Origin of the sequence: Lactobacillus sp. M0390, assembly GCF_016102085.1 — a bacterium.
In the GTDB taxonomy this organism is placed as follows: Bacteria; Bacillota; Bacilli; order Lactobacillales; family Lactobacillaceae; genus Lactobacillus; species Lactobacillus apis.
The window spans coordinates 157878-173767 of sequence record NZ_JACFPH010000003.1 but is presented as its reverse complement, the minus strand read 5'-3'; the positions used below and the strand labels follow the sequence as shown (position 1 = coordinate 173767).

The following is a 15890-nucleotide window of genomic DNA, read 5'->3' as shown; positions in this document are numbered from 1 at the left end:
TTTTGGCTAGCAAAAAGGCTGCAAGATTAATAAACATAATTTTTGACTTCACAACTTACTATACCCTATACTTAGGGAAACAGACAAAGATTAGGGGGTAATTTTATTATGAGTAATTCAGAAACTGTTAAAGTAAATATCAAACCTGAAGCTGCAGATAAGATTAAGGGCCAAGTTAAAGATGGCCAGGTAGTTTTGTTATCACTGAATGATGGTTCTAATAAATATTCTGACGTTGGTGGTACATGCACCGTTGGTTCAAGTTTCCAATTTGTGATTTTGGATCAAAAAGACCCTGACTTTACAATTGAAGTTGAGAACAATGCAGGCCTTGATTTATATACTAGTCCTGCTGAAATGCAATACTTAGGTAACGACTTAGTTGTTGATGAAAAGAATGCAGCAATGAGTCTTGCAGACGATGGCGGCGTGATTGACGGTGCTGTCACAGTTAATGAATATAATAAGTAAAAATAATGGCAACTAATACGCTAAAACTTTTTAATTAAATGCGAAAAGACAGTCTAATTTAGATTGTCTTTTTGTTTTTGTGAAAAAATAAATGGTAATAAGTTACTTTTAAAGAAGCATCCTTGCCTGCTTGAGCCTTACGTGGTAAACTAAATGAGATTTTCGAAAATCTGAAAGGAAGTATAGTACTATGCGTAAAGGTGAAAATTACAACACTGGTTGTGAACCAAACCAAAGACCTAAGAACAAGAAAAACGGTAAGAAGCGTGTTGCTCACGTAGCAGCAGTTGTTGCTTTCTTGAACAAGGCCAAAGCAGACGAAAACAAATAGTCTGAAATAAAAACGATAAAGGCGGATCAATTGTGATCCGCTTTTTTTCTTACCATAGTTTGGGGTAAAATTGACTTAAGAAGCATTTAGCCAAAAGGAGCAGTGGTAAAGTGAAATTTCAATGCAGTGCATGCGGATTGCGCATCAATTCAAGACACTTTAAACAAGCGGGGTTAATGAATCCACAATTGACCAGCATTTGTGATATCTGTATTCAAAGTGGAAAAGAACCAGCGGACTTTGCCAATATGGCGGTTGCAATTTTTGCCCAAGGACTGCTCTATACTTTTATTGGCAAAAATGAAACAACAGAAGATGATGAAGAGGCCGCTTTTTTGGTGACCAAAAAAGATCAGCGAAAACGTTATGAGGCCTTTATCCAAGATTACGATGGAAATGAGTTGGCCCAACAGCAGCTTAAACGAACCGAGTTTAATCAAGCAATAATTGACAGTGAAACAGGAAAAAGCGACTTTCTTCCCAGCCTTGAATTAACCTTTGCCGAAAACCTTGAAAAAATGGGCTTGAGTGTTGATTTTAAACTTAATGAAGTCGACTATATTGATCGTGAGCGTATTCGGGCCAAGTACCATTACCGCTGCCAATACTGTGGCCGAAGGGGACGCAGTGTTGATCATAAGGACCCCGTTTCACTTTCACACAATAATGATCTCGATAATTTAATTCTTTCTTGTCAGGAATGTAATCGAATTAAGTCAAATATGCCTTATGAATTGTTTGTTAAGCTGAACAGCCAGATTCCCCAAGTCAACCAGAAGCTGGTAAAGTATGAAAATGTATTGGCAACACTTAAAGGAGAGTTTGAACAAAAAAGACGTGAATTAGCGGCAAAAATGCATCTTAAGGGTGTGGTCAATGATCCAGAACTAAATCAGATGCGTAAGCAAAATAAAAAGTTGCAGGATGCAATTGATAGCCTGGATAGTGACTATAACGAGTTGCGTTCTTTACGTGAACAGCACTTTATGACAGGCTGGAAATTAGCCCAGGAAAAGGAAAAAGACGATATCATTTGATTTTAAAGGACTAAAATAAGTTGTAAGAGGAGGAATAAAATATGAAATTTCAAAAAGTAAGACGAACTAATCTACCAAAAATAGGCATTGGTGTAGCTTTGGCACTCTTAGGAATGACGAGTGGAAGCGGCCTTGTCTCGCATGTTTTTGCGGCCGCTACTGCACCTGCTGCAAATGATAAAACCGATAGCACACAACTGGCTAACACAAATACTGCTAATACTCAGCTGGGCTTTTGGACAGGTACAGATGGAGATTGCACGTGGAAATATGATGTTCTTACTAACACATTGACTATTAGTGGTGCTAAAGGTGCACAACTTTCCAGCACACCTTTTACTAAAGAGCTCAGTTTGGCGGGAAATATTAAACACATCTCTTTTGAAAATCCGGTACAGCTGGCACCTGATTCAAAAGAAAAATTTGCTCAATTAAGTTCACTACAAGATATCAAAGGCCTAGACAAAGTTGATACTAGTAAAGTAACTAATATGTCAAAGCTCTTTTTAAGTGATTCGAACTTAACTGATCTTGATGTCAGCCACTTTGACACTAGCCAGGTAACTGATATGAGCCAAATGTTTTTTGGTCTAGGAGCGCCCGAACTAGATGTCAGTCACTTTGATACCAAAAATGTAGTGAACATGAACAGCATGTTTGAATCCGCAAAGGCCAACCAGTTGGATTTGAAGAATTTCAATACATCCAAAGTAACCGATATGGGAAATATGTTTAACAATACTGTTGCCAATCAATTGGACTTAGACCACTTTGATACCAGTAACGTAACTAACATGGCCAAAATGTTTGCGGATGCTAAAGTTACACAACTTAATCTTAAAAACTTTAACACGCAGAAAGTGACAGATATGAGTGGGATGTTTGCAAATGACAGCCTAACTGATTTAGACTTGAGTAATTTTGATACTCACAATGTTACTAAAATGAACGGCATGTTTGAGAAGCTTAAAAAAGTAACCAGTCTTGATTTAAGCCATTTCGACACCCAAAATGTAACAACAATGGCGTATATGTTTGCTGACTCATCTGATTTAGTAAAGGTAAATACCACTGGCTGGGATACACGTAACTTAACAGACACTCAGTATATGTTTAAAAATATGAATAGCCTAACAGATTTCGACTTGGGCAATTTGAATACCAGTAAGGTTGAGGATATGACAGGCATGTTTTCCGGCTTTAACCATCTTGATCAACTGGACTTAAGTAAATTGGACACCCGCAATGTCATTTATATGGTTGGTATGTTTGAAAAAGTCGCAAATGTTAAGAAAATTGATGTTAGTCACTTTGATGTTCGCAAAGTTACGCGCACTTTCAATATGTTCAGAAACTGTACAGCTTTAGCTGAAATAAACTTGAAGGGATGGAACCCCAAGAGTTTGACGGATATGGGCAACATGTTTAGAAACGATAAAAATTTAGTTAATGTCGATTTGGGCAAAATGAACACCAAAAATCTTTACAGTACGATTGACCTATTCAGAAATGATACCAAATTGGAAACTGTAGACTTACATGGTTGGAAAACGAGTAAAGTTGTTGAAACTGCTAGAATGTTTATGGATTGTCCTAATCTAACATACGTTAACTTACGTGGATGGAAAATGTCCAAGCTAGATGATTCAACGCAAATGTTCTATCATGATAAAAAGCTGACTGGCGTGGATCTTAGTCATTTTAATATTCATAATAGTCAAATTTTGCTAAAAGCTGGTAATCCTAATGGCTTTGCAGTCAAGTTAGGACACTACAAGTTGCGCAAGAGTTCGGGAGTGGGTAAAGGCTTTAAGCATATTCAAGCTGTTGGCAAAGGAACAATTAGAAACCCTAAGGGCAAAAAGTATACTGCAAAGCAGCTACAAAAACTTTATAGTCATTCTGCCAAGAAGAGCCCTAAAGAAACCTACGTCATGTATAATGGCAAAAAGCCGCAACTGCCAAAATCATTTCATTTTTAATTTTTAGCAAAATAAAAGGATTAGCTCATTTCTGAACTAATCCTTTTTAGTTTGTCTTTCTAGCAAACTTTAACTAAAATCTTCGAAGTATAAAGTTTTTATCTGTGTTTTAGTGGTTTCTAATAGCCAAAGTGCTTCGTCTACCTGTGCCAATGTTGCTTTAGTTGATCTTAAAACAACAGCTGCGTTGACTAAAGCATAGTCATAACCAAGTGCAAGCCCAGCATGGCGGCTACTGCCAGTATCATTTTGCTGCTCAGAATCAAAGGCTTTCTGTAGCTGTGCTTTATCGTTGTCAGTTGCTATTTTTTGTTTCTGTTCAGCTTCTAATGGAGTATTTAAAGGCGAAAGTTTTATACCGTCATAAAAGTTCACATCGCTAGCTTTAACGAAACTGTTAACGGAAATTATTTTTTCAGTCGTAGATAAACTATTCTCATTGGTCTTTTCATCATCTGTAGGACTGCTTAATTGCGTTCCATCATTATTGTTGAGGTCTTTTCTGTTAAAGCTGCGGCTTAGAAGATGGTAATACAATTCAGCTTTGTTTTCAGCCTTATTCCAAATATAGAATAAGCCATCAACATTGAAAGCAGACAGCTCTGCAGTATTAAAACTAACCCCAATAGGATTACCTGTGACATCATACAGCTTAACATTTGTAGAAGCCTTTGATTTAACGAAACTACAGACTTGAGCAAGGTAATCGGAAGTAGGTAAGTAGTTTCTCAAACTGATATAATTTTCATATATGTATTCGTTAGGATGATCATGCAGGCGGAAAATATAGCCTTCAAAATCTTCGGCCCAAGGCTTAACAGCTAAATCAACTTTTATTTTCTGTCCCTTTTTTAAAATACGTTTTGTTTTCTGATTTTTGATAGTTTGGGTTGCTGTCGTTTCTAAGACGGTGGCTGTTGTGACACCATTATAAATTAGGGGGTAACCATCAAGACTTGTCACATTATTGGCTTTGATATAATGGTTTTGTCCGATTGCATAATAATTTTTGCCCTTAATTTTAGTAAGTGGAAGATAGAAATAATGCTCATTGTCATCTGATTTATAATACTTACTATAATAGTATTTTGGCTTTGATTTGGCCTCTTTAACTGCGCCTTGATACTTAACAATGGCTCGTTTAGGTAAAGTATAACCGCTCTTATTACCGGCTTTAGTGTATACGGCTGATTTTTGATTTAAAACCAATTTGCCTTTTTTGCTGTTTTTACCGTTGACTTCTTTGATATCAGCCATACTAATGTAGCAATCACTACCAATATTATAGAATTTTTGACCATTAATTATTTTGGTGCCGTAGTATTGCATAACATCTGCATTAAATCCTGGAATGTACTTATAGCCATTGACATCATCGTCAGCATAAGGCAGATATTTGTTCTTATTTTTAATTTTATGACCATATTTATTATAGAGATGGGCATCGTAGATTAACGTGATTTTCCCCTTTGCGGCCACTTTACTGCTTTTAGCAGCGGCAACTATTTGCGTTTGGCTAAAATTAGTTAGAAATGGAGTGGTAACTAAAATCAAAGCAGTCATAGCCAATTCAATCTTTTTTGTTAGTTTCATGATTTATCTCCTTACTAATCCTTTCTATTAAATTTATTATAACTTAATATATAGGTAGAATAATACCTGTCTTACAGTAAAAGAATAACAGTCTGGCAAAGTTTAACTTAAGTTTTAAATTATTAATTAGTTTTGAACAAAATACCCTTATAATTAGAGTAAGAGAAAAGAGGCGTCAAGATGAAATTACCCAATTTAGTCAAAAAGACAGGGATAGGCATTGCAGCAATGGCATTAGGTTTAGTCGTAACGGTGCAAACCAATTTAACTGTAGCTGCTGCAGCAGAAGCTCCTACTGTTGTCCCAATTAGTGCGACTGACTTGCCATCTGATGCCGGTCTTTGGACTGGCACTGATGGTGGCTGCACATGGAAATATGACATTATTAGCAGAACCCTGCGGATTAGTGGTCCGCAAAAGAGCAGTCAATTATCAAGCACACCGTTTTTAGAGCAGTTTAACTGGTCTGGCAATATTGAGCATATTGTATTTGAAACGCCGGTTAAAATGGCTCCGAATTCGGCAGAAAAGTTTGCCGGTCTTGAGCATTTGGAGGATATTACGGGCCTCGATAAAGTTGATACTAGTCAGGTGACAAATATGTCTTTGCTTTTTGTCAATGACAAAGCCCTAACTAAAGCTGATGTTAGTCACTTTGATACCAGTCAAGTGACTAGCATGGAACGAATGTTTGACAACACGGCATTAACAGAAGTAGATTTGAGCAGTTTTAATACAAGTAAAGTCACAAATATGAGTGGTATGTTTAGAAACAGCCTGATGAAACATCTTAATCTGAAAAGTTTTGATACCAGCCAAGTGACCGATATGGGAGAGATGTTTGCGGATAGCGAGGTGGTAGAACTTGATCTAGCTAATTTTGATACCAGTAATGTCACTAACATGGCTGGTATGTTTGCTGAAGTAAAAGTTCCTGAACTAAATCTTAAGCACTTTAACACTAGTAAAGTTAAAAATATGTCTAGAATGTTTTTCAGTACCGAAAATCTGTCAAGTCTTGATCTGAGTAGTTTTGATATCAGTCAAGTGACTGATATGGAGAGAATGTTTTCGGGTAGTGCCATCAATCATCTGGATTTAGCTAATTGGAACACCAAAAACGTCACTAGCATGAAAAGTATGTTTCAAGGGTGTTCTGACTTAACTAAACTTGACTTAAGTGGCTTTAATACTGGTAATGTTACAGATATGTCGGGAATGTTTGCAAAATTCGCTCATTTAGATCAGCTAAATTTCAGTCACTTTGATACTAGTAAAGTTAAAGATATGGAAAAAATGTTCGCCCACAATCCGACTGTTGCTAGTTTGGATTTAAGTAGTTTTGATACCAGTAGCGTTACTAATATGATCTCGCTGTTTTCTGGGGACAGCTCTTTGACCAAACTCAATTTAACGGGTTGGAAGACCAAGAACGTACGCTGGATGAATTCAATGTTCAGTGGCGACAGCAGTCTAAAAGACATTGACTTGAGACACTTTAATACTACCAACGTTACTGATATGCTTAGAATGTTTAAGGGCGCAAAAAGTCTTGAGCAGCTTGACCTGCATACTTGGGATACACGCCAAGTTACCAGAGTTAGCCAAATGTTTATGGACTGTGATAATCTTGTTTTTGTTGATCTGCGTGGTTGGCGGTTACCAAAAATGTATGATTCAACGGAAATGTTTGCTAATGATCAAAAACTCGCTGGAGTTGATTTAAGTCATTTTAATATTCATAATAGTCAGATTTTGAAGAATGCTGGTAATCCAAAAGGCTTTGTTGTCAAGCTCGGGCATTATCGCTTACGTAAGACTTCAGGAGTAGGTCAAGGATTTAAACATATTCAAGCTGTTGGCAAAGGTGCAATTACTAAGCCTAAGGGCAAAAAGTATACTGCAAAGCAGCTACTTAAACTGTATAACCATTCGGCTAAAAAGAGCCCTAAAGAAACTTATGTCATGTATAATGGCAAAAAGGCGCAGCTGCCTAAAGAGTTCAAACTTAAATAATACAAAAAAGCTAATTCGTTTTAATTACGAATTAGTCTTTTTGTTTATGTTAAAAAATTAATCACCCGGCGGAGTAGACATAGTTGTCAGCTGCTTTTTAGCGGTTTTAACATACCAGACAGCCTCATCTACCTGTGTGACAGTTGCCTTATCAGACCTTAACATAGCAGAAGCGTTTCTTAAGGCACAATCATAATTAGACATAAGATCATGATAAGCGCTATTTTGTGCTAGATCTTTTCCTTCATTAAAAAGTGTGAGCAGTTCCTGTTTGTCAGCTCCTGTCGCAATCTTTTGCCCATTTTCAGCCTGCGCAATTGTATTCAGGGCTTTAAGCTTTAACCCGCTGATGTATCTCACATCGTTCACCTTAATAAAGTTATTGCCATAGATTAGTGCTTGCTTTTTTGCAGGGTAAGTTGGCTCTGAATTTGGCACCGGGTTTGGTTGGTTGGCATCAATCACACTAGCGTCACTGTAATTTAAACAATGATAAAACAGTTCCGCCTTATTTTCCTCGGGTACCCAGAGATACATTAAGCCATCAACTTTCAGATTACTGTATTGTGGCTTTATAATGCGTTTACCAATTGTCTTGCCAGCTGTGTCATAAAGTTCAGCGCTGTTGTCTGTCACTGGCGTAACGTAAGTATAAACTAAGTCGCGATAGTCAATGATAGGCAAATTCTTTTTCAATTTAACATCATTCTCATCAACATATTCATCCGGATAGTCGTGCAGTCTGTAAAGATAACCCTCAAAGCCATCATTTTGGTAAGGAATAACAGTTAAATCAAGTTTAATTTTCTGTCCTTTTTTCAGTTTACGTTTAACGGCAGAATAATTTACCGTTATGCTGGCAGTGTTCTTAAGAACAGTCGCTGACGAAACACCGTTGTAGCGAGCAATGTGACCATTAATGTAGCCGACGTTAGCTGCTTTAATGTAACTATTATGTCCTAAAGAGTAAAAATATTTTCCTTTTATTTTGTGGGTAGATACGTATTTAGGCTGGAAGTACCTTGCGACATCCTTAAGGTAGTAAAAATATTTGGGTGTTTTAGTAGCAGTCTTAGCTTTTCCCTGGTACTTGACAACTGTATTAGTTCTTAGTTTCTTTCCCGTTGTTTTGCCAGTCTTGGTGTAAATCAGTGCATCGTGTTTGATAGTCAATTTACCTTGTGTGATATTGCGCCCATTGACTTTTAAAACATTAGCACTATTAATGTAATAGTTATGCCCTAAGTAGTAAAATTTTTGTCCGTTAATTTTTTTAGTGCCGTAGTAGGGATAACTGGTTCTACTGTCATCATCATAAACTATCATTTCTGTAGTTAAATAGCCTTGGGGATCAGCGCTAAAGCCGTTAGGAATGTTATAGCTATGTGTACCCCGATTTTGCTTCAATTTTATTTTATGGCCTGACGGGTTGTAAACATAATCGCTCTCAAGCAGCGTGACTTTTCCTTTGATTTTCTGAGCTGCTTCTACTGTTTGGGGGTTAGCGGTATATGGCAAAAATAGAGTGGTGGATAGGGCCAGGGCTGTTAAGCCAATGCCAACTTTCTTGAAAAATTTCATTTTATGACCTCACAAAAAATCTCTTAAGTTAATATCATTGTACCCTAAACTGATATTTAAAATGGTTTTATTATATAAATTACCTAAACTTTTGCGTGGCTTTCAATATTTTCGCGTGATTTAGTTAGTTTTCAAATTAAGTAATAAAAATAGAGTTAAACCACTCTTATTTGGTGGACTAACTCCATTTTTTTAATTTAACTCCATTCAGCGAAGTTTAAAGTACTTAATTGAATTTTGGTTGTGTCAAGTAGCCAAATTGCCTGTTTTACTTGTGCAATCGTTGCTTTTGGAGATTGTAAAATAGAAGAAGCAATCATCAAAGCATTATTATAATTACTTACTGCACTTTGTTGCTCACACTTAACATTCTTGTTATTCTTATTTTCCTCAAATTTTCTTTGCAATTCTTGCTTATCCTTATTTGTTGCTACTTTCTGATCGTTCTCAGCATCTTTAGCAGTATTGAGAGGAGTAAGTTTAATTCCGCTTGCAAAAGTAACTTCACTAGCTTTGACGAAGCTGTTAGTATAACGCATCTTATCTTCTGTCGATTCAATTAGTTTATTGCTTTTATCAAACTCTGGTTTTTTAAGGTCAGTGCCGTCGTTATTAACAAAATAGCTTCTGTCTATTCTGTAGGTTAAAAAGTGATAAAACAGTTCTGCTTTGTTTTCGCTAGGTACCCATAAGTAATAAAGACCATCAACGGTCAAGAGGTTTTGCTCACGGTTCCTGTAACTGATACCTGTTGGAGTACCGTTAAAATTATAGAATTTAGTATTTGTCGTAGTATTAGGCCTTACATAGGTGAATGTAAGTTCATCGTAACTTGATGTTGGCAAATAGTTTCTCAATTTAATGTAACTTTGACCAACATATTCGTTAGGATAATCGTGCAGGCGATAGATATAGCCTTCAAAGTCTTCTGCCCAAGGCGCAACCGCTAAATCAACTTTGATTTTTTGACCCTTTTTTAGAACGTGCTTAGTAGAATCATTGGCTAATGTTTGAGTTGACGTCTTTTTGAGAACAGTAGCATAAGTAACGCCATTATACATAAGAGGATACCCATCTATGCTATCAACGTTATTTGCGCTAATATAACGATTTTTCCCTATTGCATAACAGTCTTTACCATTAACTGTTTCTGTCGGCAAATAATAAAAGGTTGCCTTTTGCTCAGAAACGTTAAATTTTTCAAAGTAATATTTTTGCTTGGATTGAGTTTGCTTAACCTGCCCCTGATAGTTAACGACAGATTTGACTGGTAGAGTTTCGCCTTTTAGTTTACCGGTTTTAGTATAGATTGCAGATCTGTGATTCAAAACCAGCTTACCGGTCTTAGAGCTTTTGCCGTTAACGTTATTGACATCACCGTCATTAATATATTCTCCTTGACCAATTTTATAGTATTTTTGCCCATTAATCATTATTGTGCCGTAATAATCTAAGGAGTCGACATCAAAAAAGGAAACATAGCAGAAACCATTAACATCTACTTCAATTACAGAATAATTCCCGCTTTTTCTTGCTTTAAGTCTTTGACCATATTGATTATATACGGGTGCGTCATTAACTAAAGTAATTCTGTTTTTAGCTAATTTTTGTGTTTTTGGCGCAGCTTGGACTGTTTGAACATGATTTAGACTTGGCAGCAGTGGACTAATTGTTAATACTGCTGCGGCTATACCAAGACCAATTTTCTTAAAAAATTTCATATTTTCACTTTATTATATGTGACGTTGTACCCAATATAATTATAACGTGGACTAGTTAATAAAGTTAGAGCAAACCAATGTTCTTTTATTTTTGCTAGCGGACAAATACTTGTATAATTAGGGTAAGTAAGTGTTTAGAAGTAAATAAAGAAGATGTAATAATGAAGCAAGAATCATTGTTTGCAAATAATGGTGAAAATGAGCCATTAGCTAACCGTGTACGTCCCCAAAATCTAGATCAATTTGTAGGACAGGAACAACTTTTGGGACCAGGAAAAATATTGCGGGAAATTATTGATAATAATCAAGTTTCTTCAATGATTTTTTGGGGTCCACCGGGAGTTGGGAAAACAACTTTAGCAGAAATTATTGCTAGGCAAAGTCAGGCCAGCTTTTTTAATTTTAGTGCGGTTGATAACAGTATTACCAAGATTCGTAAAATTATGAAGCAAGCTGAAGCAGAACACGAAATGGGGCAAAAGACACTAGTCTTCGTTGATGAAATCCATCGCTTTAATAAAGCACAACAAGATGCATTTTTACCCTACGTTGAGCGTGGCAGTATTACTTTGATTGGAGCTACTACTGAAAATCCTTCGTTTGAAGTCAACTCGGCTTTGCTATCACGCTGTAAAGTGTTTGTTTTAAAGCCTCTAGAAGTTGCAGACATTATTAAGTTATTGAAAAATGCGCTTGCCAATCCTAATGGTTTTGGCAAGCTGTCAGTTAAAATTAGCGACCAAGAAATTAAAGCAATTGCCAAGTTTGCTAACGGTGACGCGAGAACAGCATTGAACACGCTGGAAATGGCGGTTTTAAATGGTCATAAAACTGGCAATATGGTCAGTGTAACCATGGATAGCTTGTCGCAGTTAGTCACGCAAAAGTCAGTCTTGTATGATAAAGACGGTGAGGAGCACTACAACATTATTTCAGCGCTTCATAAGTCGATGCGTAACAGCGATGTAGATGCGGCAATTTATTGGCTGTCGCGGATGCTTGAAGGTGGAGAAGATCCACTATATATTGCTCGCAGATTGGTGCGCTTTGCCAGTGAAGATATTGGCTTGGCAGATACTAATGCATTAAATGTAGCTATCAATGTTTTTCAGGCTTGTCAGTTTTTAGGGATGCCTGAATGTGATGTGCATTTGACGGAAGCAGTGATTTATCTGGCGCTTGCGCCAAAGTCAAATGCGGTTTATAAAGCTAGATTAGCTGCTGAAGATGATGTCAAAAAGACGATTGATGAACCAGTGCCATTACAGATTCGCAATGCACCAACCAAGTTAATGAAGGACCTAGGTTATGGCAAAGATTACCAATTGGCTCATTATGCTAAAGACAAGTTAACGACAATGAAAACTATGCCGCCGAGTTTAGAAGGCCATGAATATTATTTGCCAACTTCGCAAGGTCATGAAGACCGCTTTAAAAAGAGGCTGGAGCAGATTAAAGAATGGCACAGAGAAAACGATGATTAAGGCGAGACTAAGAGAGTATATAAAAAGGTATTAGATCATAAATCTAATACCTTTTTTGTTACAACTAATAACATTTATACTTTTAACTTAGTGGATATTTATAGGTTCTTCAGTAGGTTTACCCGGAAGTTTCTTAATATTAATCAGCTTTTTCTTTAGCTTGGAATGATACAAGTAAGAGCCATTGTTTGATAAGAAAACGACGCCGGACTCTTTGCCATCTGTATCTTTTAAGGTAAAAGTGCTGTTACTTACACGTTTATAAGTGCCTCTTTCAAATTTGTGTCCGTCTACGTATATGGCATATTTGGGTTTCGTGCCACAGGAAATTTCTACATGAGGATTTAAAGCATTTCCTGGTGTTGCAGTATTAGTAAAACCACCATAAATGGTAGGCGGTTTTCTAGTGGTATAGAGCAAAAAGCCTAATGTTACGATAAGTAAAAGTGCGAGAACGCAGGTGCTGATTTTGTAGCCGTTTTTCTTCATGAATTTTTCTCCTGTTGATAAGGTAAAAGAAACTGGTTTAACCAGCTAATATAAAAGATGGGTTCTATTATCTATATATAATAATAGAAATAGATTTTTGTCAAACGTAATTAAGCAAGATATAGAGCAGCGATAATGTAATTATTTCTAAATAAAATACCTTTGTATATATTATATAAAATTTGAGCAATGTCACCGTTAGGGTAGTGTTGAATTTGATTGGTAGAAACACCAAGAAGAGTTTTGACTGTAACTTCTAGTCCGGCTTCTTCGCGAAATTCACGTTTGCAGGCATCTTCAGCCGATTCGCCAAACTCTAAAGCTACACCTGGTAAACCCTAACGCTTAAAATCACTGCGTTTTTGCAATAATATTTCATTGTTAGAATTGACTAACACGCTATAGGGATTTTTTACAAAGTATAATTAAAAAATAAAAAGATGCTCCATTTTTTGGAACATCTTTTTATTTAAAGTTAGTTGTTTTGAAAATTACTCAAGAACTTCGCTGTTTTCTCGTTTTGTGGATGATTAAATAGCTGGTCTGGGTTACCTTGCTCGGCAATTACTCCGTCACTGATGAAAAACATTTTATCAGAAATTTCTTTAGCAAATGCCATTTCGTGCGTTACGATAATCATCGTTAAACCGGTTGTTGCTAAGTTTTTCATAACGCTTAAAACTTCACCGACCATTTCAGGATCAAGAGCACTTGTGGGCTCATCGAATAATAAAATTTCGGGATCCATCGAAATAGCACGAGCAATGGCAACACGTTGCTGCTGTCCACCAGAAAGTTGACTTGGGCGGGCGTTGATATATTGTTCCATCCCAACTTTTTCTAAGTTGGCAAGGGCGATTTTACGTGCTTCGTCCTTGGAACGCTTTAAGACGAGTTCTTGGCCAACCATGCAATTAGCTAAAACATTTTTGTTTTCGAAAAGATCGAATTGTTGGAAAACCATCCCAACTTTAGCACGGTAAATATTACGATTATAGTTTTGCTCAAGGACATTTTCACCGTGGAAGTGAATTTCACCAGCTGTGGGCTCTTCCAGTAAATTAATGCAGCGTAAAGTGGTTGATTTACCACCACCTGACGGGCCAATAATAGTTGCGATTTCGCCTTTTTTAATATCAAGTGAAATATCGCGTAACACCTGGTGTTGTCCAAAAGTTTTTTGCAAATGCTGTAAGCTTAAAATAGTTTCATTTGATTCAGTCATTATTTTTTGGCCTCCATATCCTGAGCTGTGCCTACTTGAACTTGATTAGCCATTAAGTTGTAGTTTTTGTTTCCTTGCAAGTGCTTTTCAATCAGATTAAAGATTCTGGTAATTGTAAAGGTTAAAATCAGGTAGATAGCTGAAATTGTCAGGTAAGTTGGGAAGAACTTAAAGGTCTGACTGGCAATTGTTGTACCGACAAAGAAAAGTTCAGAGACTGAAATGATACTCAAAACAGAAGTGTCCTTAATATTAACGATGAACTCGTTAGTAATTGAAGGTAAACAGTTCTTAATAGCTTGAGGCAAAATAATATGCCACATTCTTTGGTTATGGGTCATTCCTAATGCGCTGGCAGCTTCAAATTGTCCTTCTGGAGTGGAAATAATTCCACCACGAATAATTTCTGCCAAGTATGCGCCTGTGTTAATCGAAACAATTACTAATGCAGCAAGTGTACGATCGATATTGATGTGCCAGAATTGAGCAATTCCATAATAAATTACGGCTGCTTGTACCATCATTGGGGTACCGCGGAAAACTTCAATATAAACGGATAGAAGCCAGTTAATAAACTTCGAAAACCATCTTTTACCTCTGCTAGTTGGGGTAGGGATAGTCCTAATAATACCAACGAAAAGACCGATGAAGAAACCGGCAATCGTACCAACTGAAGCAAGAAGAAGGGTCATACCAATACCACTTAAAATCATGCCCCCAAATTGTTTCCAAACACTGACGAGCCAAGGATCTTGTTTACCTTTCTTGCTAGTTTCATCAGTTTTTGGTTGTTGTGAAATGGCGGTAGTCATTAGCTTGGTTCTTTCAGAGTTTGGAATAGTAGCTAAGACTTGGTTAACTTGCTTGAGTAAATCCTTGTTTGGCTTGGCGATGCCGATTGCAGTAGTTGAATCCTCTTTAGAAATGCGGAAACCTGCCATTTTACTAATTGGGATTGCCTTGATGTCAGGGTCAACCATTTTAAATGAGGTTGATTCGGTATCTTCGGCAATATAGCCATCAATGGTACCAGAAATTAAGCTTTGACGCATTGCAGCAAAGTCACGCATTGCTGGTTGTCTTTTGGCACCTTTAAGTTGCTTAATTAGTGCATAGTGCGAAGTACCTTGCTGAGCAGTTAACTTAGCACCTTTAAAATCGTTTAGCGTTTTAGCGTTGGCGTATTTACTATTGACTTTAGTAATAACAACAAAAGTACTGTTTCGATATGGTTTAGTAAAATTAATCGCTTTTGCACGTTCAGCAGTTGGACTCATTCCGGCAATAATCAGGTCAGCTTTGCCACTGGTTAAAGCTGGAAGTAAACCATCCCACTCAGTCTTGACTACAACAACCTTACGATGCAATTGTTTACCAATTATTTTTGCGATTTTAACATCATAGCCGTTGGCATATGTGCGTGAGCCTTCGATTGGCACCGCACCATTTTTGTCTGTAGTTTGAGTCCAATTATATGGTTGGTAGTTGGCCTCCATTGCTACCTTTAGTTCACCATCATCTTTTTTGGCATTAACTTGTGTAATACCAAAATTGCTTGTAATGATGAAACTAAGCATCACCGTGATTAGAGCGGTAATCCACTTATTTCTTGACTTCATTTTGAAAACCTCCGAGAAATTTGTTTCAAATAAAGCCAATACAATAAAAAGCGTAAATAAAAACCTCGCTGTTTACAAAACAACGAGGTTATAATTGATCATATTTTAGACAAATCATATAGCGCTCCCCAGTATTAACTAGGACAGTCTGCAAGATCTTCTCCTGCAGCCCAACAAAAGTGTTAAAGCGAATAGCACTTTTGTTTCGGCGATAACTCTTACACTAATCTTCATTGTGTTCGTTCACTCAGATTAGTTTCGTAATTACCGCAACCTCTATTGCATTGGAAATTATTTAACTTAATCAACAGGATAGGCTAAAAAGGTTAACTTGTCAACAG

At 36.9% G+C, this 15890-nt stretch carries 12 protein-coding genes, 1 pseudogene and 1 riboswitch; of the genes and pseudogenes, 6 read left to right on the top strand and 7 right to left on the bottom strand.

The annotated features are described in order from the left end of the window. Positions 1–108: 108 nt before the first annotated feature. The 4 genes from H3R25_RS07210 (at position 109) to H3R25_RS07195 (ending at position 3821) form a co-directional block, all read left to right on the top strand. Complete coding sequence (locus H3R25_RS07210) at positions 109–471, top strand: iron-sulfur cluster biosynthesis family protein (RefSeq protein ID WP_046305846.1); 363 nt, start codon at positions 109–111, stop codon at positions 469–471. 190 nt (positions 472–661) lie between these two features. Then, positions 662–802 (top strand): hypothetical protein, encoded by a 141-nt coding sequence (locus H3R25_RS07205; RefSeq protein ID WP_090094091.1) that lies wholly within the window; start codon positions 662–664, stop codon positions 800–802. Positions 803–912: 110 nt separating this feature from the next. Then, entirely contained in the window at positions 913–1839 is a 927-nt protein-coding gene (locus H3R25_RS07200) for an HNH endonuclease signature motif containing protein (RefSeq protein WP_198194733.1), read from the top strand. A 41-nt stretch (positions 1840–1880) separates the two neighbouring features. Next, positions 1881–3821, top strand: coding sequence for a BspA family leucine-rich repeat surface protein (locus H3R25_RS07195; RefSeq protein WP_198194731.1), 1941 nt, complete (start codon positions 1881–1883; stop codon positions 3819–3821). A gap of 69 nt (positions 3822–3890) precedes the next feature. Here the strand turns inward: H3R25_RS07195 and H3R25_RS07190 are convergent, their stop codons facing one another. After that, positions 3891–5414 carry an SLAP domain-containing protein gene (locus H3R25_RS07190; protein ID WP_198194729.1) on the bottom strand — a complete coding sequence of 508 codons (1524 nt, stop codon included), beginning with the start codon at positions 5412–5414 and terminating at the stop codon, positions 3891–3893. 180 nt (positions 5415–5594) lie between these two features. On the opposite strand from H3R25_RS07190, the gene H3R25_RS07185 reads away from it, so the two are divergent. Then, positions 5595–7430, top strand: coding sequence for a BspA family leucine-rich repeat surface protein (locus tag H3R25_RS07185; RefSeq protein ID WP_198194727.1), 1836 nt, complete (start codon positions 5595–5597; stop codon positions 7428–7430). Positions 7431–7487: 57 nt separating this feature from the next. On the opposite strand, the gene H3R25_RS07180 is transcribed toward H3R25_RS07185, so the two are convergent. Further along, on the bottom strand, positions 7488–9011 hold the full coding sequence (locus H3R25_RS07180) for an SLAP domain-containing protein (RefSeq protein WP_198194725.1): 1524 nt from the start codon (positions 9009–9011) through the stop codon (positions 7488–7490). A 197-nt stretch (positions 9012–9208) separates the two neighbouring features. Continuing rightward, positions 9209–10732, bottom strand: coding sequence for an SLAP domain-containing protein (locus H3R25_RS07175; RefSeq protein WP_198194723.1), 1524 nt, complete (start codon positions 10730–10732; stop codon positions 9209–9211). A 161-nt stretch (positions 10733–10893) separates the two neighbouring features. Here H3R25_RS07175 and H3R25_RS07170 point away from each other — a divergent pair, with 161 nt between their 5' ends. After that, positions 10894–12216, top strand: coding sequence for a replication-associated recombination protein A (locus tag H3R25_RS07170; protein WP_198194721.1), 1323 nt, complete (start codon positions 10894–10896; stop codon positions 12214–12216). Between the two features lie 87 nt (positions 12217–12303). Here H3R25_RS07170 and H3R25_RS07165 read toward each other — a convergent pair whose 3' ends face one another. From H3R25_RS07165 to H3R25_RS07150, 4 genes and pseudogenes are all read right to left on the bottom strand, one after another. Further along, positions 12304–12705 carry a hypothetical protein gene (locus H3R25_RS07165; protein WP_198183766.1) on the bottom strand — a complete coding sequence of 134 codons (402 nt, stop codon included), beginning with the start codon at positions 12703–12705 and terminating at the stop codon, positions 12304–12306. A gap of 110 nt (positions 12706–12815) precedes the next feature. Next, positions 12816–13028 (bottom strand): annotated as a pseudogene (locus H3R25_RS09065) (NUDIX domain-containing protein); the annotation flags it as partial. A gap of 152 nt (positions 13029–13180) precedes the next feature. Continuing rightward, positions 13181–13930: an amino acid ABC transporter ATP-binding protein gene (locus H3R25_RS07155; RefSeq protein WP_198183768.1), complete on the bottom strand. Its 750-nt coding sequence runs from the start codon at positions 13928–13930 to the stop codon at positions 13181–13183. Next, positions 13930–15549 carry an ABC transporter substrate-binding protein/permease gene (locus tag H3R25_RS07150; RefSeq protein ID WP_198189064.1) on the bottom strand — a complete coding sequence of 540 codons (1620 nt, stop codon included), beginning with the start codon at positions 15547–15549 and terminating at the stop codon, positions 13930–13932. Before H3R25_RS07150 ends, H3R25_RS07155 begins: the two co-directional genes overlap by 1 nt. 111 nt (positions 15550–15660) lie before the next feature. Further along, positions 15661–15836: riboswitch (Lysine riboswitch) on the bottom strand. Positions 15837–15890: the final 54 nt, after the last annotated feature.

Coding starts and splice junctions, on each gene's coding strand:
- H3R25_RS07210 (WP_046305846.1), top strand. CDS start 109: ATGAGTAATTCAGAAACTGTTAAAGTAAATATCAAACCTGAAGCTGCA.
- H3R25_RS07205 (WP_090094091.1), top strand. CDS start 662: ATGCGTAAAGGTGAAAATTACAACACTGGTTGTGAACCAAACCAAAGA.
- H3R25_RS07195 (WP_198194731.1), top strand. CDS start 1,881: ATGAAATTTCAAAAAGTAAGACGAACTAATCTACCAAAAATAGGCATT.
- H3R25_RS07190 (WP_198194729.1), bottom strand. CDS start 5,414: ATGAAACTAACAAAAAAGATTGAATTGGCTATGACTGCTTTGATTTTA.
- H3R25_RS07185 (WP_198194727.1), top strand. CDS start 5,595: ATGAAATTACCCAATTTAGTCAAAAAGACAGGGATAGGCATTGCAGCA.
- H3R25_RS07180 (WP_198194725.1), bottom strand. CDS start 9,011: ATGAAATTTTTCAAGAAAGTTGGCATTGGCTTAACAGCCCTGGCCCTA.
- H3R25_RS07175 (WP_198194723.1), bottom strand. CDS start 10,732: ATGAAATTTTTTAAGAAAATTGGTCTTGGTATAGCCGCAGCAGTATTA.
- H3R25_RS07170 (WP_198194721.1), top strand. CDS start 10,894: ATGAAGCAAGAATCATTGTTTGCAAATAATGGTGAAAATGAGCCATTA.
- H3R25_RS07165 (WP_198183766.1), bottom strand. CDS start 12,705: ATGAAGAAAAACGGCTACAAAATCAGCACCTGCGTTCTCGCACTTTTA.
- H3R25_RS07155 (WP_198183768.1), bottom strand. CDS start 13,930: ATGACTGAATCAAATGAAACTATTTTAAGCTTACAGCATTTGCAAAAA.
- H3R25_RS07150 (WP_198189064.1), bottom strand. CDS start 15,549: ATGAAGTCAAGAAATAAGTGGATTACCGCTCTAATCACGGTGATGCTT.